Annotated in this window: 15 protein-coding genes and 6 pseudogenes; 9 read left to right on the forward strand and 12 right to left on the reverse strand. The window is 68.5% G+C overall.

The window, feature by feature from the left end; translation table 11 throughout:
- Positions 1–187 precede the first annotated feature (187 nt).
- Positions 188–310: a PmrA gene (locus ACZ7IB_RS36090; RefSeq protein WP_470918491.1), complete on the forward strand. Its 123-nt coding sequence runs from the start codon at positions 188–190 to the stop codon at positions 308–310.
- 111 nt (positions 311–421) lie between these two features.
- On the opposite strand, the gene ACZ7IB_RS36095 is transcribed toward ACZ7IB_RS36090, so the two are convergent.
- Positions 422–553, reverse strand: coding sequence for a hypothetical protein (locus ACZ7IB_RS36095; RefSeq protein ID WP_470918493.1), 132 nt, complete (start codon positions 551–553; stop codon positions 422–424).
- 87 nt (positions 554–640) lie between these two features.
- Here ACZ7IB_RS36095 and ACZ7IB_RS36100 point away from each other — a divergent pair.
- From ACZ7IB_RS36100 to ACZ7IB_RS36110, 3 genes and pseudogenes are all read left to right on the forward strand, one after another.
- Positions 641–1,008 (forward strand): annotated as a pseudogene (locus tag ACZ7IB_RS36100) (homoserine dehydrogenase); the annotation flags it as partial.
- A gap of 227 nt (positions 1,009–1,235) precedes the next feature.
- Positions 1,236–1,930, forward strand: a pseudogene (locus ACZ7IB_RS36105) (aldo/keto reductase); the annotation flags it as partial.
- 55 nt (positions 1,931–1,985) lie between these two features.
- The gene (locus ACZ7IB_RS36110; protein ID WP_470918495.1) at positions 1,986–2,537 is read left to right on the forward strand and encodes a hypothetical protein; all 552 of its coding nucleotides are present in this window, start codon (positions 1,986–1,988) and stop codon (positions 2,535–2,537) included.
- On the opposite strand, the gene ACZ7IB_RS36115 is transcribed toward ACZ7IB_RS36110, so the two are convergent.
- Positions 2,531–3,031: a cupin domain-containing protein gene (locus tag ACZ7IB_RS36115; protein ID WP_470918497.1), complete on the reverse strand. Its 501-nt coding sequence runs from the start codon at positions 3,029–3,031 to the stop codon at positions 2,531–2,533. The genes ACZ7IB_RS36110 and ACZ7IB_RS36115 overlap by 7 nt on opposite strands.
- A 123-nt stretch (positions 3,032–3,154) precedes the next feature.
- On the opposite strand from ACZ7IB_RS36115, the gene ACZ7IB_RS36120 reads away from it, so the two are divergent.
- A complete protein-coding gene (locus tag ACZ7IB_RS36120; RefSeq protein WP_470918499.1) occupies positions 3,155–3,694 on the forward strand; it encodes a MarR family winged helix-turn-helix transcriptional regulator in 540 nt (179 codons plus the stop codon).
- 238 nt (positions 3,695–3,932) lie between these two features.
- Here the strand turns inward: ACZ7IB_RS36120 and ACZ7IB_RS36125 are convergent, their stop codons facing one another.
- The 8 genes and pseudogenes from ACZ7IB_RS36125 to ACZ7IB_RS36160 all read right to left on the reverse strand — a co-directional run bounded on the left by ACZ7IB_RS36125 (position 3,933) and on the right by ACZ7IB_RS36160 (position 12,721).
- Positions 3,933–4,124 (reverse strand): hypothetical protein, encoded by a 192-nt coding sequence (locus ACZ7IB_RS36125; RefSeq protein WP_470918500.1) that lies wholly within the window; start codon positions 4,122–4,124, stop codon positions 3,933–3,935.
- Positions 4,121–4,348: pseudogene (locus ACZ7IB_RS36130) on the reverse strand (hypothetical protein); the annotation flags it as partial. The gene ACZ7IB_RS36125 and the pseudogene ACZ7IB_RS36130, both read right to left, overlap by 4 nt.
- A 107-nt stretch (positions 4,349–4,455) precedes the next feature.
- Positions 4,456–6,135: pseudogene (locus ACZ7IB_RS36135) on the reverse strand (reverse transcriptase/maturase family protein); the annotation flags it as partial.
- Positions 6,136–6,978: 843 nt separating this feature from the next.
- Positions 6,979–7,812: a carbohydrate ABC transporter permease gene (locus tag ACZ7IB_RS36140; protein WP_470918501.1), complete on the reverse strand. Its 834-nt coding sequence runs from the start codon at positions 7,810–7,812 to the stop codon at positions 6,979–6,981.
- Positions 7,802–8,782: a carbohydrate ABC transporter permease gene (locus tag ACZ7IB_RS36145; protein WP_470918502.1), complete on the reverse strand. Its 981-nt coding sequence runs from the start codon at positions 8,780–8,782 to the stop codon at positions 7,802–7,804. The genes ACZ7IB_RS36140 and ACZ7IB_RS36145 overlap by 11 nt, the downstream gene beginning before the upstream one ends.
- Positions 8,779–10,041 carry an ABC transporter substrate-binding protein gene (locus ACZ7IB_RS36150; RefSeq protein WP_470918504.1) on the reverse strand — a complete coding sequence of 421 codons (1,263 nt, stop codon included), beginning with the start codon at positions 10,039–10,041 and terminating at the stop codon, positions 8,779–8,781. Before ACZ7IB_RS36150 ends, ACZ7IB_RS36145 begins: the two co-directional genes overlap by 4 nt.
- 38 nt (positions 10,042–10,079) lie before the next feature.
- On the reverse strand, positions 10,080–11,666 hold the full coding sequence (locus ACZ7IB_RS36155; RefSeq protein WP_470918526.1) for an FAD-dependent oxidoreductase: 1,587 nt from the start codon (positions 11,664–11,666) through the stop codon (positions 10,080–10,082).
- A 5-nt stretch (positions 11,667–11,671) separates the two neighbouring features.
- Entirely contained in the window at positions 11,672–12,721 is a 1,050-nt protein-coding gene (locus ACZ7IB_RS36160) for a LacI family DNA-binding transcriptional regulator (RefSeq protein WP_470918506.1), read from the reverse strand.
- Positions 12,722–12,890: 169 nt separating this feature from the next.
- Between ACZ7IB_RS36160 and ACZ7IB_RS36165 the strand changes: the two genes are divergently transcribed.
- From ACZ7IB_RS36165 to ACZ7IB_RS36175, 3 genes and pseudogenes are all read left to right on the forward strand, one after another.
- A complete protein-coding gene (locus ACZ7IB_RS36165) occupies positions 12,891–15,224 on the forward strand; it encodes a hypothetical protein (RefSeq protein ID WP_470918508.1) in 2,334 nt (777 codons plus the stop codon).
- A 103-nt stretch (positions 15,225–15,327) separates the two neighbouring features.
- Entirely contained in the window at positions 15,328–16,974 is a 1,647-nt protein-coding gene (locus ACZ7IB_RS36170; RefSeq protein WP_470918510.1) for a glycoside hydrolase family 13 protein, read from the forward strand.
- Between the two features lie 629 nt (positions 16,975–17,603).
- Positions 17,604–17,822 (forward strand): annotated as a pseudogene (locus ACZ7IB_RS36175) (IS5/IS1182 family transposase); the annotation flags it as partial.
- A gap of 68 nt (positions 17,823–17,890) precedes the next feature.
- Here the strand turns inward: ACZ7IB_RS36175 and ACZ7IB_RS36180 are convergent.
- Positions 17,891–19,987 carry a phosphocholine-specific phospholipase C gene (locus tag ACZ7IB_RS36180; RefSeq protein ID WP_470918512.1) on the reverse strand — a complete coding sequence of 699 codons (2,097 nt, stop codon included), beginning with the start codon at positions 19,985–19,987 and terminating at the stop codon, positions 17,891–17,893.
- 587 nt (positions 19,988–20,574) lie between these two features.
- Between ACZ7IB_RS36180 and ACZ7IB_RS36185 the strand changes: the two genes are divergently transcribed.
- Complete coding sequence (locus ACZ7IB_RS36185; RefSeq protein ID WP_266694083.1) at positions 20,575–20,859, forward strand: DUF7336 domain-containing protein; 285 nt, start codon at positions 20,575–20,577, stop codon at positions 20,857–20,859.
- A 77-nt stretch (positions 20,860–20,936) separates the two neighbouring features.
- Here ACZ7IB_RS36185 and ACZ7IB_RS36190 read toward each other — a convergent pair.
- A pseudogene (locus tag ACZ7IB_RS36190) lies at positions 20,937–21,270 on the reverse strand (ISAs1 family transposase); the annotation flags it as partial.

Raw genomic sequence — 21,270 nt, forward strand, 5'->3', positions numbered from 1 at the left:
GCGCGGCCGGCCCTTTGGCCAGCTCCCAGACTGCCCTACCGCCGCGCGGAGGACACCTTCGGGACTCCACCCGCCTGCCGGCTGGCCCCCTCGCCGGGATCGAGGACTTCGACGATCTGGAGGGACGCTCCACTGTCTCCGCCGCAGTGCGCCGGCACACGACGCCAAGGACGGCACCTCGACGCCCATGTCACCGGCCCGCTCCCGGCATGTCCGTGTGCGGTCCCTGGAACGGTACGCCCGTCCCGGTGTCGACGAGGCCGCTGCGCACGCCGCCTCCCGTGCCCCCGCCGCCCGGCGCAAGTACTGACGAACTACTACCGCTGCGGCTGCGGCCAGCCGCGGACAGGGCACGGCGGCGAGAATGAGAACCGGCCAGGAACGGGCCGGACCTTGACCGGCCGCCGCTCGGCGGGCCTGGTCAGGACAGGTTCCCCAACTCGGCCGCCGCCGCCGTCAGATCGGTGCGGACCAGTTCCTCGTGCGGGGCGAGGTCGCTCCGCCGCCCCAGGACGGCGATGGCGGCGAAGGCCCGGCCCCGGGCGTCGCGCACGGGCGCGGCGTACTCGGTGATGCCGTGCTCGAACTCCCCGTGCGCGGCGACCAGACCTCCGGGCGCGTCGGCCGGCTGGAGAGCGGCATGGACTTCGCCGAGGCGGTGGCCGAGGCCCAGGCGCTGGGATACGCGGAGGTCGACCCCACCGCCGACGTGGAGGGGTACGACGTCCAGCTGAAGGTCATGATCCTGGCCGGTGAGGTGCTTGGCACGGAACTGAAGCGCGCCGACGTGCCCTGCGAAGGCATCTCCGGCACACCACCGAGGACATACGGGCCGCCGCGGCCGAAGGACTGCGCTGGAAACTGGTCGGATCGGCGGCCCGGCGCCCCGACGGCACCGTGGATGCGCGCGTCGCCCCCGTGGCGCTGCCGGACAGTCACCCGCTGGCCGGGGTCTCAGGACCGGTGAACGCGGTGGCCTTCCACACCGACCTGCTGGGCACCGTTACGGTCTCCGGGCCCGGCGCCGGGCGCACGGAGACCGCATACGCCCTGCTGTCGGACATCATCAGCATCCATGAGAGCCGCAACGACCGCGACACCGGAACCCCGGGAGCCACCGCCGGGGCATGCTCCGGCGCGCCGGTGGACGGTACACGTGTCCTGGAGGAGCCGAACCGTGTCGACGAGGTCTTCGACGTCCCCGGCGACATGCGCCCCGAGCGGGACTACAGCCGGGTGTACTGCGCTCGATCGAGGCGAGCCTGCGGCGCACCGGACTCGACCGGCTGGACGTCGTCTTCGTGCACGACCCGGACGACCACTGGCAGCAGGCCGCCGTGAGACCATGCCGGCCTTGGCCGAGCTGCGTGACCAGGGGGTCATCGGGGCGGGCATGAACCAGGCGGCCATGCTTGCCCACTTCGTGCGCGAGACCGCGGCGGACGTCGTCATGCTGGCAGGCCGCTACACCCTGCTGGAGCAGGACGGGCTGGACGACGTCCTGCCCGCCGCGGTCGAGCACGGCAAGAGCGTGATCGCCGCAGGGGTCTTCAACTCCGGGCTGCTGGCGACCGAACGCCCCGCGGCCGATGCCAAGTACGATTACGCGGACGCCCCGCCGGACACCGTCGCGCACGCTGTGCGGATCGCTGAGATCTGCGAGATGCACGGCACCACGTTGCCCGCCGCCGCAATCGCCTTCTCCCTCGGGCACCCCGCAGTTGTCAACGTGACCGTAGGCATGCGCACAGCCAGCGAGGTCGCCCGCAATGTCGAACTCCTTGCCCGCTGCGTACCGGACGAACTGCGGGCCCACCTGCGCGCCGAGGGGCTCCTGCGCGACGACGCCCCGGTGCCGACCACATCGCGGTGCTGGAAGACGCCCTCGCCCAACTCCCCGACGCTTACCGCCATGGCACCGCGATCCTGATCCGGGCAGACTCTGCCGGATACGCGAAGGCATTCCTCCACCACCTGCGTGACCTGTGTCTTCGCGCAGCAATATCGGGTTCCCGGTCGGCACCGCGGTCGCCGACATCCGCTGTGCGATCCGCTCAATGCCCGAGCAGGTCTGGCACCTGACCCTGGACCAGGACGGCTCCCTGCGCGACGGCGCCGAGGTTGCTGAACTGGCCGGGCTGGTCGAGCTTGCCGGCTACCCGACCGGCCCTCGCATCATCGTGCGCCGAGAACGCCCACACCCCGGCGCCCAGCTGTCCTTGTTCGACCAGTACGAGGGCATGCGCCACCAGGTCTTTCTCACCGACACCCCGTACTCGGGCAGCGGATCCATCCAGCACCTGGAGGTCCGCTACTGCGGCCACGCCACCGTCGAGGACCACATCCGCTGCGGCAAGGACACCGGCTTCGGCCGCTTCCCCCGTTATCTCTCCAGGGCCACCTCGACGCCGCGGCCACGATCGCCGCCCTCGCACCATGAGGCGCGGGCCTCTGCGAAGAACCCGCCGGGCGGGGCGCCATCGTCGCGCTCGACGGACGACGTGCCTCTCGAACCGAGACGATCGGGCGATCAGTAACGCTGACGGGCCCGCCGCCACGCGGCACTTTCCACGAAGAAGTTGTCGAAGCGCTCTTGCGAATCCAGGACTTCTTGTGGATCGGCCGTGCCCTTGCGGACCCGGTCCAGCAGCCGGAAGTAGTCGAAGCGCTCGACGCCCGGGGTGATGACGATCAGTACGTCGGCGTCCGCATCGGGTTCGGCGGCGAAAGCGTGCGGCAGTCCTGGCGGCACGAGGAGGAAGTCCCCTTCGTCCGCAGTGATCACACTGTCCCCGGTCAGCGCCTGGAGCCGGCCGCCGAGCACGAAGAAGAGCTCGGCGGATCCGGTGTGGTGGTGCGGTGAGGCTCCGTCGGTGCCCGCGGTCAGGGTCACCCGTTGGGCGCTCAGGGCCCCGCCGGTGGTGCTGGCGTCGGCGAAGAGCCGTATGGCGCTGTCAGCGCTGCCCAGCATCTCGGCCTCGGCATCCCGGACCAGAATTCCGCCTTGGGCATCGGGAGTGATCAAGGACATACGCCCCTCCATTCATCGGAGCCGTATCCGGCCCCGGCCGCGAGCCGGGACCGAGATCGACAGAAGTAATTCTGCATCGAATAGTACGACAGCTAACTATCAGCCGTCGAATAAGATGGAGGCGTGACCAAGGGAGACGTAACCAAACAGGGCGCGACTGTCGACGAACGCCGGAAGCCCAGGGACGCGGTCGACCAGATCCTCGACCAGTGGCACGAGGAACGGCCGGATCTGGACCTGTCGGCGATGGGGGTCTTCGGACGGCTGGGTCAGCTCTCGCTCCTCCTCACCCCCGCCCTCGAAGGAGTCTTCGCCCGACACGGCCTGCGCCGCGGCGAGTTCGACGTCCTGGCCGCGCTGCGCCGCTCCGGGCCCCCGTACACCCTGATCCCGTCCGCCCTCGCGAAGACCCTGATGCTCTCCCGTGCCGGCATGACCAACCGCCTGGACCGCCTGGAGGCGGACGGCCTGGTGGAACGCCGCCTCGATCCCGCCGACCGCCGCAGCTTCCATGTCGCGCTCACCGGCCGTGGCCACAGAGTCGTCGACGCTGCGGTCACCGACCACGCCGCCAACGAATCCCGCCTCCTCTCCGCTCTCACGCCCGACGAACGCGAAACCCTCGACCACGCCCTGCGCACGCTGCTCCAGGCGATCGAGTAGGGCCGAGCGCCCCCTGCGCCGACACTGTCGCCAAACACGCCTCGGAGCTGGGAGGGACTCCAGGGCCCCCTGCTGTTCCCGGGGCCCCGTCTCGCCGTCGACCGTGATCTGCTCACTGTGCTCGCGCGGCACCGGCCTGTCCGCACCTTCGCGTTCCACGCATTGGGCGAAAGTGGCCAGGCCCTGCCGGAGCGCCTGCTGCGCCTTGCACGGGCCCCTTCACCGCACCCTTGGCCGGCTACCGGGGTGTGCGGCATCCGTACCAGCTGCGCGAGGCGTACCTCGCGAGGACCTGGCCGCCGTCGATGGTGACGAACATGCGGCCCTCGTTGTACTTGGTCTTCAGCGCGGCCGCCAGAGTGTGCAGCTTGACGCGCGGCTCGCTTGCAGGAAGGCGTTCCCCTGGCGTGGGTGCCCCGGCCGACGTCATTCGCCAGCTGTCAATTCCCTCGAACTGTGGAGATCTCCTAAAAGAGCGTCTTGTCCCGGCGGGGGTGTTTGGTTCGAGGTTCCGGTGTCGCGCCAGTTCGGTGTGGATTCGCGGGTGAGGCGTTTGCTTATGAGGTCGATCATGGCGATGTGGATGATGGCTTCGGAGCGGTGTGGCTTGGTTTCGTAGTCGCGGGCGAGTCGGCGGTGGTGCATGAGCCAGCCGGTTGGGTCGGCCGCGCGGTGAGGTGTCTGCCGTGGCAGGTCCTGTTCCGCGCGGCCTCCCGCCGAACCGGACATGACGGTTTCCCAGTCATCCGGCTCTCCAGTGACTACTGCGTGAGTGATCTGGCTGGCTGTTCCGAATGGATGCGGTCGTGGCAGACGTCGCAGGCCACGACCGTTTTGCGGCGCCGTTGGAGCATGACGCGTGCCCAGTCGGAAGGCTGCCATCCGGCATGTGCGAGGTCGGCGAGAGCTCGGACGTGGTGCACTTGCACGTTGCCCTTGCTTCCGCAGATTTCGCAGATGTCCGCCAGGAGTCTCGCGATGAGTTCCTTTTGCGGATAGTCCACCCGGACCGGCTCGCGGTCGGCGAGTTCCGCCGCTCGCTGCCGTTGAAGGGGAATCCCACCGAACCGTGCCACCAGTGGTTTCCTGTTCTTCCGCTCAATATGGGCCTCGAAGCAGACTCGGGGCCCGTTGGGCGTGTCGATTCTGGCCTTGTGCTTGGCGGCCATCTTCGACACCGAGGAACGGTGCTTGGCGGCAAGGGTCTTGAGCATGGAGGTTTCCATGACCCATTGCAGCCGGTGCAGCCGGAAGACATCTCCGGCGAGCAGGTAGTACTGAATGATGCCCCGGTAGACGGTCCCGAAGGTCGCCACGATCGCGTGATCGCTGCTGTTGATCAGGGCCGTCCTCTTCGCGGGTTCTCCGCGGCCGAGATAGGGGGCGCATTTGGCTTTGATCACGTCCCGTGGGACACGGAGAGCGACCTGGCCGTTGACCCGACGGTAACGGCCGGTCTTCTTCGTGTCGTTGTGCTGGGTCGTGATCTCATAGCCGAGAAACCTCGCTGCCCCGGTGCGGGCGTGAGTGATCAGCGTCTTTTCCTGGGACAGTTCCAGCCTGAGTTCGTCACGCAGGAACTGGGCCAGGCGTTGCTTGATCTGTTCGGCCTCGGCTTTCGGTCCGGTGAAACCAAGGAGGTGATCGTCCGCGTAGCGTATGTAGCGCAGCCTGCGATATGCCGGATCGTTCGGATCCGCACTCGGCAGACGGACCATCCGCTGACGCAACGCACGGGCCTGGACCCGGCCGCCGCGCCGGCGGGCTTTCGCCAGCAGATTCTGCAACTCCAGATACGCCGGGTTCCTGGCCCGGCGCTTCCCTCGGGTGTACTCCGGAACGAGGACTTTATCGACGAACTCGTCCAGCTTGTGCAGGTAGATGTTGGACAGAACCGGGGAGGCCACTCCGCCTTGCGGTGCTCCTGAGAGCGTGGCACCCCACTTCCAGTCCTCCAGGTATCCGGCCTCGAGCATGTTGCGCACCAGCCGCAGAAACCGCTGGTCATGGATCTTCTCGCCGAGGATCGACAGCAGGACCTGATGGTCCAGGCTGCCGAAACAGTCGGCGATGTCCCCTTCGATGAACCAGGATGTCCCGGTCCAGGTGTGGTCCACCTCCCGCAAAGCGGTATGCCAGCCACGGCGGGGACGAAACCCATGGGAACGGTCGGAGAACGTCGGCTCGTAATACGCCTCCAACAGCAGGCGAATCACTTCACCGACGAGCTTGTCCGACCAGGTCGGCAGCCCCAGCGGACGCGTCGTCCCGTTCTTCTTCGGGACATGAACACGCCGGACCGGACGGAAGCGGTAGCGCTCGTGGCGCATCGCCTCGGTGATCTGGCCGATCTTCCGCTGTGACATGCCGTCCACGGTTTCCGGCGTGACCCCGGGCGTCATCGCGCCGGGATTGGCGTAGATTCGCCCGTAGGCCAGCAATCTCGATCACCGCGAGTGCCGTGCGGGGCACGGCGGCCAACTCCCGGGCATGGCGCGGCATCGTGGCGAGGAAGAAGAGAAGCCCGTAGACCGCGGGCAGGACCAGCCCCGTGACGATCAGCTGCGCCCTCTCGACGACGCAGCCGCCGATGAAGGCGGTCAGCGACGCCCCGATCACCCCGCCCGTCAGGAACCCCAGAGCGAGGTCGGCGGGCGTGTTGTGCGTGGGCGGCGCGCTCGCGGTGATCGTCATGTGGCGATTGTGCACGTCACGGATAACCCGCCGACAGACCTGTGGATGGTGAGAGCGATACGTCGAAACCGGCGCTGCGGTCATCCACAAGGCACCCCGCCCCAGTGGCTTCCAGATGCCTGGCCAGGGCGAGCACGTCGCGGTGGTCATGGCGTTTCGGCTCGCGGCGACCCGTCGACCCCGCGCAGCTCGGCAGGCGGTGGATGAGCAGGACCGGCATCAGGCGCCGTCCATGGCTGCCGGACGGCCCGCCGCTCTCTCGGAGGAGCACAGCACCGTGAACGATCCCACAGTACGGCGGCCTGCGACGCCTCAACTGTCGTCGGCAGGGCCCGTACCGCAGCGGTGTCCGCACTGTCCGTCGCCTCGCCCGCCGGCCGTTCTCGACGGCGGTGCCGTCAGGTGCGGTGAGGACCGTGTCCAGCCGGCGCATCGTGGACGTCCGGCCGTTCGCCCGTCGAGCTTCCTCCGGCGCGGCCACCGCAGCCGTCTGGAACACGTCACGGTGCTGCACCGGGCGGGCTGCGGCGGGCGCCCGGCGTGCCGTCAGGTGCGGGTTTCTCGGCGGGAGGTGGCTGCCGGCCGGGGGTTCATTTGAGGCCGGAGTGGGACAGCCCTTCGATGAAGTGGCGCTGGGCCAGGACGAAGACGATCAGCATCGGCAGGACGGTCATGGTGGCGGCGGCGAGTTGGGTGTTCCACATCGGGCCGCCGTAGGCGTCTGCGAAACGGGTCAGGGCCTGCGGCAAGGTGAACAGTTCTGGTGAGGTGAGGTAGACCGTGGGTTCCAGGTAGAGGTTCCAGGAGGCGAGGAACGTCAGGATCGCCACCGCCGACAGGGCCGGTCTGGCCAGCGGCAGGCAGATCCGCCACCAGATCGCGGGGCGGCCGAGGCCGTCGAGGCGGCCGGCCTCCTCCAGTTCGACGGGGAGGGCGATGAAGAACTGCCGCATGATGAACGTAGCCAGCACACATGGTCCGGCCAGTGCGGTCACCAGGATCAGCGGCCAGTGCGTGTTGATCAGGCCGGCCGATTTGAACAGCTGGAACAGCGGCACGATCGTCACTTCGCTCGGTACCAGCATCCCGGTCAGCACCACCAGGAACAGGGCGTTCGCGCCGGGAAACCGGATCCGGGCGAAAGCGTACCCGGCCAGACTGGACACCAGCAGAGTGATCAGTGTGACCAGCACGGCGATGTAGACACTGTTGAAGTACTGCCGGGCAAAGGGCTGGAAGCTGAATGCCTCGCGGTACGCGGACAGGGTCGGCGAGTCGGTCCACAGCGACGGCGGGGCCTTGAAGATCTCCGCCAGCGGTTTTACCGACGCGGCGACCATCCAGATCGTCGGCACCACGAATGGGATCGCCAGCACGCTCAGGGCGACCACCAGCACTACCGACCGGACTCTGTCAGTCCTCATAGAACACCCACTTACGGCGCAGCTGCCATTGCAGCAAGGTGAGCAGCATGACGAAGGACAGCAGCATGAGGGCCAGCGTCGAGCCGTAGCCGATGTCGTTGAACTTGAAGGCCTGCTGGAACACGTAGTACACGAGGACCGTGGTGGACAGCTCCGGCCCGCCACCGGTCAGGACGGCGATCTGGGCGAAGGACTGCAACGCACCGGCCACCGTGACGATGACGGTCAGCAGCACCGTCGGTGAGATCATCGGCAACGTGATCCGGGCGAAGACCGTGCGGCTGTTCGCACCGTCGATGCGGGCGGCCTCGTACAGCTCCCGCGGCACGCCCTGCAGGGCTGCCAGGAACAGCACCATGTTGACCCCGACGCCGCGCACCACCTGGGTGAGGATCACCGACACCATCGCGGTGTCGCCATGCTGCAGCCAGTTCGGCCCGTCGATCCCGACGGTGCCCAGCAGGGCGTTGATGCCGCCGTTGTCCTGGAGCAGGAAGCCCCAGACCAGGGTCCAGGCGACCACGGAGACCACCACTGGGGAGAAGAACAGTGTCCGGAACACCGTGACACCGCGGAACTTCCGGTTGAGCAGGACAGCGATCAGCAGCCCGAGTGTGACGTTGGCGACCACCACCCCGCCGGAGAAGAGCACTGTCGCCAGCAGCACCTTGGGGAGTTGTGGGTCGTGGGCCAGGGCCGCGTAGTTGTCGCCGCCGACGAACGTCTGCTTGCCGGTGAAGACGTTCCGCTTGTTCAGGCTGTACCAGATCGCCATGCCGACAGGCAGCAGGACGAACACCGCCACTCCGACGAGCTGCGGCAGGACGAACAGGTAGCCGGTCAGTACGTCCCGTCGGCGGGTTGTCCAGAACGCAGGCCCGGACGCGCGTGCGGTCTTCGCGGCGGTCTGTGCGACCGCCTGCCCGGTGGCCTGCGGGGTGGCCCGTTCGGCGGCCCGTGTCCTGGTCACTTGGCCAGAATCGGATCGATCGCGGCACAGACCGAGCGCAGGACGGCCGGGATGTCGGCATCAGCGCGCCACATCGCGTCGAGCGCCGTCTTGCCCTTCTGGGCGATCTCCGCCGGGCTGGTGTGGTTGGGCAGCGTGACGGCGTCCGGCAGCTGGTCGACCACCGCGTCCTGGAGCTGGGCGGGCTTGAGGACCTTGTTGTTCGCGGCGAGTTTATCCCCCGTCAGCAGCGACTTCCGGGGCGGTGGGAAGTACTGGGCCAGTTTGGCCGCGTTCTCCGGATCGGTCAGGTACGCGAGGAAGTCCGCCGCCTGCTTCGGGTGCTTGCTGGAGGCCAGCACGCCCATCCCGGCCTGGCCGAGAACCGAGTACTTGCCCTTGGGGCCCGTGGGCAGCGGGTACAGCCCGAACTTGAACGAGCCGGTCAGCAGCGAGGCGCGGGAGACCTGCGCGACGGTGAAGGCGGCATCGCCGGCGAAGAAGTCGGCGGTGGTTCCCGGTCCTGGCATCGCCTGGGTCTTGAACGCCGCGTCGTGCAGGAAGGCGAACGCCTGCTGCATCTCGGGGCTGTCGAAGGTGCAGGTCTTGCCGTCCGCGCTCCACGCCGACGCGCCCCAGCCGGCCCACACGGCGGCCAGCGTGTTCCACGCCTTGTAGTCGAAGTCGCGGACGACGAAGCCGGCCTTGCCGGTCTTGGCGTGGACAGCCGCTCCGGCGGCGGCCACCTGGTCCCAGGTCAGCGTGGCCGGATCGATCTTCTGTCCGGCCTTGGCCAGTAGGTCGGTGTTCACGTAGAGGGCGTACGGCGAGTTGGAGAACGGGTAGGCGTACAGCGTGCCGTCGTGGCTGAACTCCGCCGTCACGCTGTCGAGCAGGTCGTCGTACTTCCATCCGGGGCTGGCCTTGAACGTGTCGGTCAGCCCGACGAGCGCGTCGGAGGCGATGAGATCCTGGGACAGGTCGCCCATCCAGGCGAGATCCGGGGCGTTGCCGCCGGCGATCTGGGTGGTGAGCGTCGTGTTGTAGTCGGCGAACGGGAGGCTCTCGAAGGTGATCTTCGCGACGTCGGGATGGTCGGCCCGGTAGGCGGCGGCGATGCCGTCGAACAGCTTCAGCTGGGCCTTGTCCGAGGTCCAGACCGTCATCCGCAGCTCTACTGCCTTGTCCGAAGTACCGGTCGCCGGCCCGGCGCAGGCCGCGCTGAGTGCGAGGACCGTCGTCAGGGCGACAGCACTCAGCACCTTTCTGGTTCTGGTCATGGGTGGGTTCCTTTCATGTGCGGGTCGTCCGGGTCGGCTCAGTAGCCGACGACCTCGGGCCAGTGGAGTTCGACGCCGACCTCGGCCAGACGGCGTTGGAGCTGATCGACGAGTGCGGGTTCGGCGGCGACCTGCCGCGGGCTCAGTCCGCGCTCCAGGCAGAATGCGGTGAGTTCGCCCGCGGACTCGCCGACGTTCCATTCGACCGGGTGGAGCCGGTAGGCGCCGTTGGTGATGTGGGTGGTGCCGATGTTCTTGGCGGCCGGGATCAGGTTCTGGGTCCGGACCGGAACCAGGGCGCCCAGCGGGATCTCGAAGGGCGCGGACTCGACGTCGATGTAGTTGTCGCCGCCGGTCGAGGGGTGCAGGTCGATCCGGTACATCCCCACCCCGACGGATGCCTCGAACCGGGCCGGCGCGCCTGACCTGCGGGATGTGATCGAGATGTCCTGCTCGCGGACGGTGGTCAGCGCCTTGATCCGGCGGGATTCCCGGATGTACGGGGCCTGCGCGAAGCCGTCGTCGGTTCCCACCAGGTCCCCGCGCAGCCGCAGTCCCGGCCAGCCTCGACCGCCGTCGGGCCGGGGTGCCTCGGTCTGGAGCCAGTGGACGTAGGCCCGGGACTGCGCCTTCGCCGCGGCCAGGTGCCGCTCTCGTTCGTCGGTGTCGATGATCGAGCCGCCGACGTAGTCCAGCTGGGGCCAGTTGGCCAGCACGATGTCGCTGTCGTACAGGCCGTCGGCGAAGGTCTGCCGGGCGGCGATCCGCCGGAACTGCCACAGGTCCCTGTCCCCGGCGTCGAACCGCGGATCGCCGGAGACGTCCTGCTCCGGATTGACGATCATGGTGCGCTGCTCCGGCACCAAGGTGCGCGGGTTGGGTGCGGTGAACGACAGCATCGGCGCGCCCCAGTAGGGCAGTTCGAAGGAGCGCCAGTCGTCGTAGTCGTCGGGCCGGGCGATCGTGTGGTCCCCGGGGGCGTGGTCGAAGACGAAGCACCACGCGATCGACTGCACGTTGGCCGGGTCGGCGACGTCGGGAGCGCTCGGCTCACCGGTGTCGGACCGTGCCTCGGCGCCGACGACGTACTCGGTGCCGGTCAGCGGCAGCAGGTCACCGGTCTCGGTGCCGTCCAGCACGAACTCCGCCGTGATCACGCTCTGCGCCCCGGTCTGCGGATCCGCGACCGTGACCGTGCGGACCACGCCGTCCACGGTCTCGGCCGCGACCGGGACCGCGGGCTGCAGGACGGTCAGCCGGCCGCTCGACCGGTACGGCGCGAGGAAGGCGTCGATCACCGCGAGCGCCACCCGCGGCTCGTGGCACAGCCTGCTCACCCGGCCGCGCCCCGGGTTGAGTTTCCGGTCCGCGCGGGCCGCCGCCGACAGCGGGTAGTGGTCCCGGTAGTAGCGGCGGATGTTGTCCCGCAGGGTTTGGTAGCGGGCGGTTACGCCGAACTGCTCCACCCAGATGTGCTCGTCCGGTGGCACCGCCTGCGAGGTCAGCTGGCCGCCCAGCCACGGGTACTCCTCGGTCATCACCACCCGGTGTCCGCGCTGGAGCAGCGCGAGAGCGGCTGCCACCGATCCGAGACCGCCGCCGATGACCGCCACCTCTGTGGCGATCTTGTTCACGACAGCCCTGCCGATCGGACGGCGATGGTGTCGCCCGCTTCGACCTCGGCCACCAGGAGCCGCTGGGTGTCCAGATCGGCCCACTCCTGAGGGTCGGTGGTGATCAGCTGCTGGAGCAGTCCGAGTGCTTCGGCGGCGACCTGTTTGCGTGGCACGCGAAAGCCCGTCAGCGCCCGTCCGTCGGTGCGATGACCGCGGACCTCACCGAACGCGGCGACCGAGATCTCGCCGGGCACGTCCACCCCGGCACCGACGAGCGAGAGGATGACGTCCTCCGTGAGGAAGGCGTCCTCGGCGATGATCAGCGTGGCCTCCGTCGCCCGGGCCAGCCGGGGCAACTCGGCGACCCGCTCCTCACCCACCAGCATGAACGCCATACGGCCCGCCGCCGAAGCGGCCTCGACCGCGCCGCGCCGGTCCCGCGCGGTGGCGGTGTCCCGGCCGCGGTGCACGTACAGGGCCTGGCGGTGTCCGCTGTGCGCGGCCAGATCGATCACGGCGTCCGCCGGAGTGACGTAGTCGACGCCGACGTACGGCACGGTCGCGGTCGTCTCGTCCCTGCGGCCGACCGCGACGAACGGGAACTGCTCGGCGACCAGCCGTTCCAGCTCGGAGCCGACCATCTGCTGGCCGAGCAGGACACAGCCGTCGGTGAGCCGCAGCCGGGTCTTGCGGTGAAACAGACTGCGGGTGCCGTTCTCGACCGGCGAGGACGTGAACAACAGCAGGTCCCAGCCGATCTCCTCGGCCGCGCGTTCGATCCCGTTCAGCAGCGGACCGTAGAAGTCGAGGCTCTCCGGCGACAGGGCTTCCTCGTAGGTGAAGACACCGATGATCTGGTTGTCCAGACCGGCCAGCCGGCGGGCCGCCGGATCGGCGACGTAGGTCGCCTCCTCAAGTGCCCGCTTGACCCGCGCCCGGGTCTCCTCCGGGATGCGCACGTTCGTGCCGTCACGGTCGTTCAGCACCACCGAGACGGTGGTCTGACTGACCCCCGCGATCTCGGCGATCTCGCGCTGAGTAACCCGGCGCGGCTTCGATGGCATCGATCCTCCGTTGATAATGCGTAACTTCAGCGGTCGTCGGTGACGTTAAACCGCCCGAAACAAAAGCGCAATACCCCTTGACCGACAGCACATCTGATTGAGACCGTCCATGTCGCGACGTTGAAGATACGCATTATCAGAACAGCTCTCGGCCAGACAGGAGCAGACGATGACACCCTCAGATGCCCAAGGCGCCCGCCTCAGCCGTCGCGGTCTTCTCGGCGCGGCGCTCGCCGTCGGCGTCGTACTGATCGCCGAGCCCACCGCCGTGACGGCCCACGCCGCGGACGGCGATGTCACCCTGACCGCCGGCGGGATCAGCCTGCTGGCGAGCGTCGGCGGCCGTCTCGCCATCCGCGACACGGCCGGTGTCACCCGCAGTGCCGGGTCCAAGTTCCAGATCAAGGACCAGCTCACCGGCATCCACCTGTCGACCGGCGGCACCCCCGCGCTGGCCGCCCTGTCGGACGGGACACCGGCGATCCGGATGGACTACACCTTCGAGGCGTCCGCCGGACCGACCACCGTCGCCGGCTGGTTCAGCGTCACCACCGGCCACGCCCGGCTGGAGTGGCGGATCACCGGCGCGGACACCCTGCTGCCGGACGGCTTTCTGTTCAGCCGGGCGATCCAGGCGCCGACCGCGCCCGACGACTACATCGCGATCGCCGAATGGGTCCGCGACGCCGGGGGCGGCATCCCTTACGAGGAACCCGCCGGTGTCGCCCACACCTCGACCTGGGGCAGTCTGCACGGGCTGTTCCTGCTGGAACGCTCACGCCAGGCCTGGACGAACACGACCTGGATCCACGCTCCGGGAACGGCCGACCCGGCCGGCGGGTGGACCAGCAGGGCCGACTTCTTCTTCTCCGAGACCAGACCGTCGGCCACGGCCACCATCGGCCGCGGCCGCGAACTCGGCCTCGAGCTGACCACCGACAGCGACTTCAACCTCTACGACGTCCCCGGTGAGCCGATGCAGCTCACCGCCCTGGTGGCCAACGGCGGCGCCGCGCGTACGGCCGAACTGGAGCTGTCGGTACGCGACTTCGACGGCGCGCAACTGGCCGCCACCACCGTGACCGGCAGCGTCGCCGCGGCGGGCACCTGGCAGCACACCTTCACCGTGCCCGCGCCGGCCGCCGGCATCGCGTTCGCCGAGGTCGTCGTACGGTCCGGGGCCGACGAGGCGTTCGCCCGGACGAACCTCGCGATGCTGCCGCCGTTCACCTATCAGGCCGGCGTGGACAGCATGTTCGGGATCGCCAACTACCCGTGGCTGCAACGGCCGAGCGCCGACTCCGTACTCGACCTCTGGCAGCGGGTCGGTATCTCACTGGTCCGCATCGCTTACGACGGTGGTCCGGGCCTGCCGCCCTCGGCGTTCGACGCACGGGGCATCCGCCACAACATCGAACTGCAGCCGTCCCTCGATGCGACCGACACCGAGGCAGCGGCCTGGGCGGCCGACAAACTGGCCGTGGCGGAGGCGGCCGGAGCCGGTTATTTCGAGGTCGGCAACGAACTGAACCGGCCGTTCAACACCGGAACAGCCGCCCAGGCCTACCTTGACCGGGCCCTGCGCCCGGTCTTCGACCGACGGGCCGCGACCGGTGCCACCGTCAAGCTGATGAACAACGGACTCGCCGGGATGGACAAACGCTGGGTGGAGAACTTCATCGCCGCCGGCGGCTGGGACCTGATCGACGCGTTCGCCTATCACCCCGGCCGCGGCAACTTCACCCCGGACTACATACCGCCGGGGAGCGACTGGGGCACCGGCTCCGAGGGCACGTACTGGAACTTCTACGGCGGGCTGAAGCAGCTGAAGGCGCTGATGGCGCAGCACGGCGAGAAGGAGATCTGGCTGACCGAGGCCTACGCGCCGACCAAGCCGAACAGTTGGTGGCACGACACCTACCGGCACGCCGCCGAGAACGTCCTGCTCACCCTGGCACTGGCGAAGGCCGAAGGCATCACCCGCGTGTGCTGGTACCAGTTCCACGACAGCGTGCTGGGCATGCCGCAGGTCGCCGATCCGGACAATGTCGAATACCACTACGGGCTGATGAACCGCGACCTCAGCCCGAAGCCGTCGCTCCTGGCGTACGCGACCGCGGCCCGCGCACTCGACCAGGCCGCCTTCCGGGGCCGGCTGACCTTCCCCGACCCGCAGACCTTCGGCCTGTGGTTCGACACACCCGACGGCCCGGCGGTCGTCCTGTGGAACCGGGCCGACGGCTATCTGCTCAACACCTCCGGCGAGCGCACCGACTGGCACTTCCCCGCCCCCGAGGTCTGGGCCGACCCCTGGCCGACCAAGACCCTCCTCACGGTCACCGCCGGCAACGCCGTCCGCGAGCTGGACGCCATCGGCCGCAGCCGGCAGCTGCCACCGGCCCGGGGCCAGGTGACACTCACGCTCGACGGCGCGCCGCGCGTCTTCTACGGCCTGACGCCCATAGCCGGGCCCAGTGCCAACACCCTGGCGGGCTGCTGCTGACGACAGCCTGGCGAACAACCCTGCGCCCGGGCTGTCACAGTCGGGCGCCGGACCAGCGAAACAGCCACCCCACACCCCCGCCCCCCAAGGAGCAATCAACCGCATGTCCGTTCCCGGTACCTCACCGTGGTGGCGCAGCGCAGTCATCTACCAGGTCTACATCCGCAGCTTCGCCGACGGCGACGGCGACGGCGTCGGCGACATCGCCGGCATCCGCTCCCGTCTGCCGTATCTCAAGTCACTGGGCGTGGACGCCATCTGGATCAACCCCTGGTACAAGTCGCCGATGGCCGACCACGGTTACGACGTGGCCGACTATCGCGCGATCGACGAACTGTTCGGCACCGTGGCCGATGCCGAGCAGCTCATCGCGGAGGCGCACCGGCACGGGATCCGCGTCATCCCCGACATCGTCCCGAACCACACCTCCGACCGGCACGCCTGGTTCCAGGCAGCCCTGGCCGCAGGCCCCGGCAGCCCGGAGCGGGAGCGGTACGTCTTCCGGGCCGGCCGCGGCCCCGACGGCAGTCGGCCGCCCAACAACTGGATCTCCGAATTCGGCGGCCCGGCCTGGACCCGGCTGCCCGACGGCGACTGGTACCTACACCTGTTCACCCCCGAGCAGCCCGATCTCAACTGGAACCACCCCGACGTCCACACCGAGTTCGAAAACATCCTGCGGTTCTGGTTCGCCCGGGGCGTGGACGGCTTCCGCATCGACGTCGCCCACGGCCTCGTCAAGGACCCCGAACTGCCCGACGTGCCGCCCCGGCCGGACACGGCGGCCCACGAGCCCCGCCAGCACCTCGACCACCCGCACTGGGACCGCGACGACGTCCACGACATCTACCGCGCCTGGCGCAAGGTCGCCGACGAGTTCGACGGGGAGCGGTGCTTCGTCGCCGAAGCCTGGGCGGACACCCCGGAGCGCCTCGCCGCCTACGTCCGCAAGGACGCCCTGCACACCGCCTTCAACTTCGACTTCCTCATGGCCGACTGGGACCCGGAGGAGCTGCGTACGGTCATCGACGACTCCCTCGCCATGCTCGGCGCCGTCGGCGCACCCGCCACCTGGGTCCTCTCCAACCACGACGTCATGCGCCACCCCAGCCGCTACGGCCGAAACGCCGCCAAGCACTGGGTCGCCGGCGAGCGCTACGCACCCGACGGCCCCCTCGACCTGGACCTGGGCACACGCCGCGCCCGCGCCGCCGCCCTCCTCACCCTCGCCCTCCCCGGCGGCGCCTACATCTACCAGGGCGAGGAACTCGGCCTCCCCGAAGTCGAGGATCTGCCCGAGGACGTCCTGCAGGACCCCATCTGGGAGCGCTCGGGACACACCGACCCCGGCCGCGACGGCTGCCGGGTGCCGATCCCCTGGTCCGGGCGGCACCCGCCGTTCGGCTTCAGCCCCGACAACGCCACCGCCACACCCTGGCTGCCCCAGCCCGCCAACTGGAACGAGCTCTCCGTCGAGGCACAGACCGGCGACCAGACCTCCATTCTGGAGCTGTACCGCACCGCCCTGCGCCTGCGCCGCACACACCCCGCCCTCGGCGACGGCACCATGACCTGGCTGGACGCTCCACCCGGCGTCCTCGCCTTCCGCCGCGACCCCGGCTTCGTCTGCGTGGTCAACCTCTCCGCCACCCCGTACCCACTCCCCGACCACTCCTCCGTCCTCCTCGGCAGCACCTCCATCGAGGACGGTGTGCTGGCAACGGATCACGCGGTCTGGCTCGACGTCTAGAGAACCGCGGCGCGGGCACCGGGCCGCAGGGTCCCCGCTGTCCACCAGGGCCCGTCCGGTGCCCGCCGGCCGAACGGGCCCTGGTCCATGTGTCCGGGAGATGAGCCGGACAGCGCCGGGCGCGGGGCCGCCGGCTCCGGCCAGGACGGGGACGGGACAGCCAGGCCGACCGGGCGGCTGCGCAGGGCCAGGCTCCCGGCGCACACGCGTGCGACCACCGTGGCCGGTGCGTCAAACCGGCCTTGGAGTTCACGGGCCCGCCCGCGGGCCAGGGCGAGCCGGCAACGCCTTGGCCAAGCCGAGGAAGCCGGCGCACAGACCGAGGCGGAGATCATCGGCCCAGGGCGGCCCGTCCGTGCCCGGATCACCGGGCCCGGGGTCCTGGACGGCACCCCGCCCAGTTACCTTTCTCGTGGCCCCGCTCGCGGCCGGCGCGCTCACGGAGGCCGAGCCGGACACCTTCTCGTACGGCTCCACGATCGTCTCCGCCTTCCAGGTTTTCCCCCACCCTGGCAGCGGCCAAAGAGCAGACTGGTGCGATGCCGGAAGCCGTCAACGTCAACCTCGACCGCGGGTACGACAGCATCAAGTCGCGTGTGCCCACCGGCGAGTTGGGATTCTCGGCCCAGATCGCCCGCAAGGGCGTGCCCGCCCCGATCCAGGCCGGAAAGCGCTGGGTGGTGGAGCGCACGCACTCGTGGATGAACGACTACGGCAAGCTGCGGCGCTGCACCGAGAGGAGCGGCGAGGTCGTGGACTTTTACCTCTACCTCGCCGCCGCACTCGTCACGCTCCGCATGCTCATTCGACGCTCGACGAGCCGCTATCGCTGGGACGGCAGCCCCTAACACTCGAAGCCTCAAGCGATCCATTTGCCGGTCGGTCTACGGATGAGACTGTGGGCAACCCGGACCGGTTACCGTATCGGCCCGGGATCACTGAAGCTGGGACGTCCCGTCTCCTGGTGGCCGGCGAACCGGCGGAGGTAGCTCGGGTCGGCCGTGTCGGTCACCGAGATGTCATACCAGCCGTGCGCAGATGCGGTTTCCCACGTGATCTTAGTGGTTTTGCCCGGCTTGAGATTGACGGTGCGCTCCGCGGCGTGACTGTAGTCGTTACGGATGTGGAGCGTTCGGGGGGCAGTACCAGGGTTGCTGACGTCGAGGACCAGCCGTGATTTCTCGGTGTGGTCGAGGCGTACCGACACCCGCGGTTCCGTGGTGTTCGCGGTGGTGCCGGTGAAGTGGCCGAGGTATCCGTTGGCCCCGGTCACGCGCAGGTCGTAGTGGCCCTGCGCATCGGTTGCCAGGGCGCTGTCCCAGACGTCGCTGATGGTGTCGCGAGCAGCCACGGTGTAGCGGCGCGGCGCGTCGTTGTGTGCGTACACGTAGAAGTACGTGCCCGCGTTTCCGCTGTTGACGAACTGCAGCGAGAGCGACTTCGCATCCCGCTTGTCGCTGAGTCCGACGGCGAACCGGTACGGCAACGGCCGGGCTGGGCGGACACCGGGTTCCTGCTGAGGCATCGCCTGTGGGAGCGTGACGGAGAACGGCTGGTGCTGACTCTGCATCGGCTGCGGTACCGCAGGGGTGACGGGCTCACTGTCGGGCCGGGCGAAGTCGAACGCGGAGGTGAGGTCACCGCACACGGAGCGCCGCCAGGCGCTGATGTTCGGCTCGGCGACACCGAATCGAGTCTCGAGGAACCGCAGCACCGAGGTGTGGTCGAACACCTCGGAGCAGACCCAGCCGCCCTTCGAAAACGGCGACACAACGATCATCGGCACACGGGAACCCAACCCGGCGGGTTGCTTCCCTCGGGCACTGTCGCCCGACGGCGATTCGCCCGCGCGCCAGACGTCAAAGTCCAGGATTTCGTCGGCCAGGCTGGCTGCCAGGCTCTGCGATACGAGCCCGTCGGTGCCGACCTTGTTGGTCACAGGCAGCATGGGGGGAACGACGTGGTCGAACAGACCGTCGTTCTCGTCGTAGTTGATGATCAGGACGGTCTTGCTCCACACCTCGGGGTTGGCGACGAGGGCTTCCAGGACGAGGTCGATGTAGTACGCCCCGTCGGCGGGGGAGGCGGAGGCATGTTCGCTGTACTGGTACGGCGGGACGATCCAGGTCACCTGCGGCAGTTTCCCGCTCACCACGTCGCTGCGGAATTCCTTCAGCGTATGGGTGGACACGCCCTGCTCCACCAGCGGTCCCGATGCACCCTCCCGGACCTGATAACGGGCGAAGAACTCCAGTGAGTTGTCGGTGAAGTTGTCCGTCGGCTGGCCAGGAATCCCGGTGCCGCCCTGATAGAGCTTCCAGCTGATTCCCTCGGCCTGCAGCCGCTCCGGGTAGGTGGTCCACGTATAGCCGTTGACGCCACCGCGCTCCCCGATACCGGGGCCGTTCGGCTTGCTGCCCATCCGGTTTTGCGGGTCGATCGTGCCGCTCCACAGCATGATGCGGTTCGGGGCGGTGTCGGCAGGCATCGAGCAGTGGTACGCGTCGCACACGGTGAACGCCTCCGCCAGGGCGAAGTGATAGGGCAACTCGGACCGTTTCAGGTGAGCCATGGTGAACACGTCCTGCTTCTCGCTCACCCACCCGTCGTATCGGCCCTCGTTCCATAGCAGCTCCCCGCTGCCCCACCCGTGATCGGTCCCGGCGATGTACTCGCTGGTGCGCAGCGCATCCACCGGGAACGGCAGCACGTACTCCGCATCGGCCGGCAGGCCCCGGCCGTTGTATCGTCCGGTGTGTACACGGGCCGGCGGCTGGTGCCACACCGGCCGGCCGTTCGGCAGGATGTGTGGCCGAGGGTCCCCGTACCCGCGCACACCCCGCATCGTGCCGAAATAGTGATCGAACGAGCGGTTCTCCTGCATCAGGATCACCACGTGCTCGACGTCCTCGACCGTCCCTGTCCTGCGGGTGGGTTCGATCGCCAGCGCCTTGCCGATCGCGCCTGGAAGCAGTTGAGTCGCCGCGGCACCGGCCAGCGATGCGCCAGCCATACCGAGAAAGTTCCGACGGCTTGTACCCGTCACCTGGAGGCTCCTTTTCCGTCAAGTGAAATCAGCCGGACCCAGTGGAAGAATTCCCCTGCGGTTGGCAGAGGTAAATTTCGACCGAGCGGCAGCCTAGGTGCGCTTGCATCGCGCAGGGAAGGCGCTGCGAGTGAATTCGAGGTAAACGGGTGCGGGCTGAAAAAATTTCGATTCGAGCTATTCCAGGGCGGCCCGAATTGATCTCCCGGCAGGTATCGGCGCTCGTTTTCCCAGCCCACAGCCGATCCTGCGGGCACCGCTCACGGGAATGGCAGAAAGGTTGCTCAGCGGCTTCTAGAAAATGCGTGGGCGAGCGCGGTGAGAATACGTCCGGTATCAGATTCCCGTTCACCCGGTTTTTCGTTCGGGCCGGCTGCCAACCGGAGAACGGTAATGGGGAATCAAATGCGGAAAATCGAGTCGGCGCCGTGACGGGCAGCCCAGGGCCTCGGCGAAGTCGCGTGATGCCCGGTTTGTGATCGTGAGGTCCCAGGAGGTGAGGGGCGCCGAACGTCGCAGGCCCCACGAACTCGAGTGCTGATAGCTTCGTGCCCGTGATCGTGTATCCGCTGTGGCATGTCGGCCACCAGAACGAAGCCGGCGACGACGGCTCGACAGTGCACGTCGATGAGAGCGGCGTGTTCTGCGACGAGTCAGACGGCGACGACGTAAAGCTGCTCGGCATCTACTCAACCCTTGAACGGGTTGAAGAGCGTGTGCGGCAGGCTCGACTGCTACCGGGCTTCCGTGATGAACCGGAGTGCTTCCACTTCGACCCGTACGAGCTCGATGCGGACGAATGGACCGAGGGCTTCGTTCGAGTTCCGCCGGGCGAGTAGGCCCGTGGGCAGAGTCTCGGCGGGGTGCCGTTCCGTGGTCACGCAAGCCCCAGGGTTTCGGCATAGTCGGGTTGTGGCTATGTGAGTCCCAGGAGGGCGAGGGGGCGTCGTGCGTCGCGGGCGTTGTATCGCAGGCCGGCGGCGATGTTGGTGCTCCCTGCGAGGCGGAGGGCGCCGATGGCGAGGTTGCGCCAGGTGGCCATGGCGCGAGGGGCGGTGCCGGTCCGCAGTTGGGAAGCGTCCTCGGCGAACGTCACGTCTCGGACATGGTGTAGGGCCTCGACCTTCCAGTGGTCGCGGATCAAGCTCGCGAGGTCGGCGGGTGTGGTCTGTTCGGCGGTGAGGCTGGTGACGGCGTAGACGGTCTTGATGCTGATCCTGCCGGTCTTGCGATCCACGCGGCGACGCTTG

Source organism: Streptomyces sp. NPDC037301 (assembly GCF_055602785.1).

Excerpts from the sequence above, each read along its gene's own strand:
- ACZ7IB_RS36165 (WP_470918508.1), top strand. The coding sequence starts at position 12,891 with ATGACACCCTCAGATGCCCAAGGCGCCCGCCTCAGCCGTCGCGGTCTT.
- ACZ7IB_RS36170 (WP_470918510.1), top strand. The coding sequence starts at position 15,328 with ATGTCCGTTCCCGGTACCTCACCGTGGTGGCGCAGCGCAGTCATCTAC.
- ACZ7IB_RS36115 (WP_470918497.1), bottom strand. The coding sequence starts at position 3,031 with ATGTCCTTGATCACTCCCGATGCCCAAGGCGGAATTCTGGTCCGGGAT.
- ACZ7IB_RS36140 (WP_470918501.1), bottom strand. The coding sequence starts at position 7,812 with ATGAGGACTGACAGAGTCCGGTCGGTAGTGCTGGTGGTCGCCCTGAGC.
- ACZ7IB_RS36180 (WP_470918512.1), bottom strand. The coding sequence starts at position 19,987 with ATGGCTGGCGCATCGCTGGCCGGTGCCGCGGCGACTCAACTGCTTCCA.
- ACZ7IB_RS36125 (WP_470918500.1), bottom strand. The coding sequence starts at position 4,124 with ATGACGTCGGCCGGGGCACCCACGCCAGGGGAACGCCTTCCTGCAAGC.
- ACZ7IB_RS36150 (WP_470918504.1), bottom strand. The coding sequence starts at position 10,041 with ATGACCAGAACCAGAAAGGTGCTGAGTGCTGTCGCCCTGACGACGGTC.
- ACZ7IB_RS36090 (WP_470918491.1), top strand. The coding sequence starts at position 188 with ATGTCACCGGCCCGCTCCCGGCATGTCCGTGTGCGGTCCCTGGAACGG.
- ACZ7IB_RS36160 (WP_470918506.1), bottom strand. The coding sequence starts at position 12,721 with ATGCCATCGAAGCCGCGCCGGGTTACTCAGCGCGAGATCGCCGAGATC.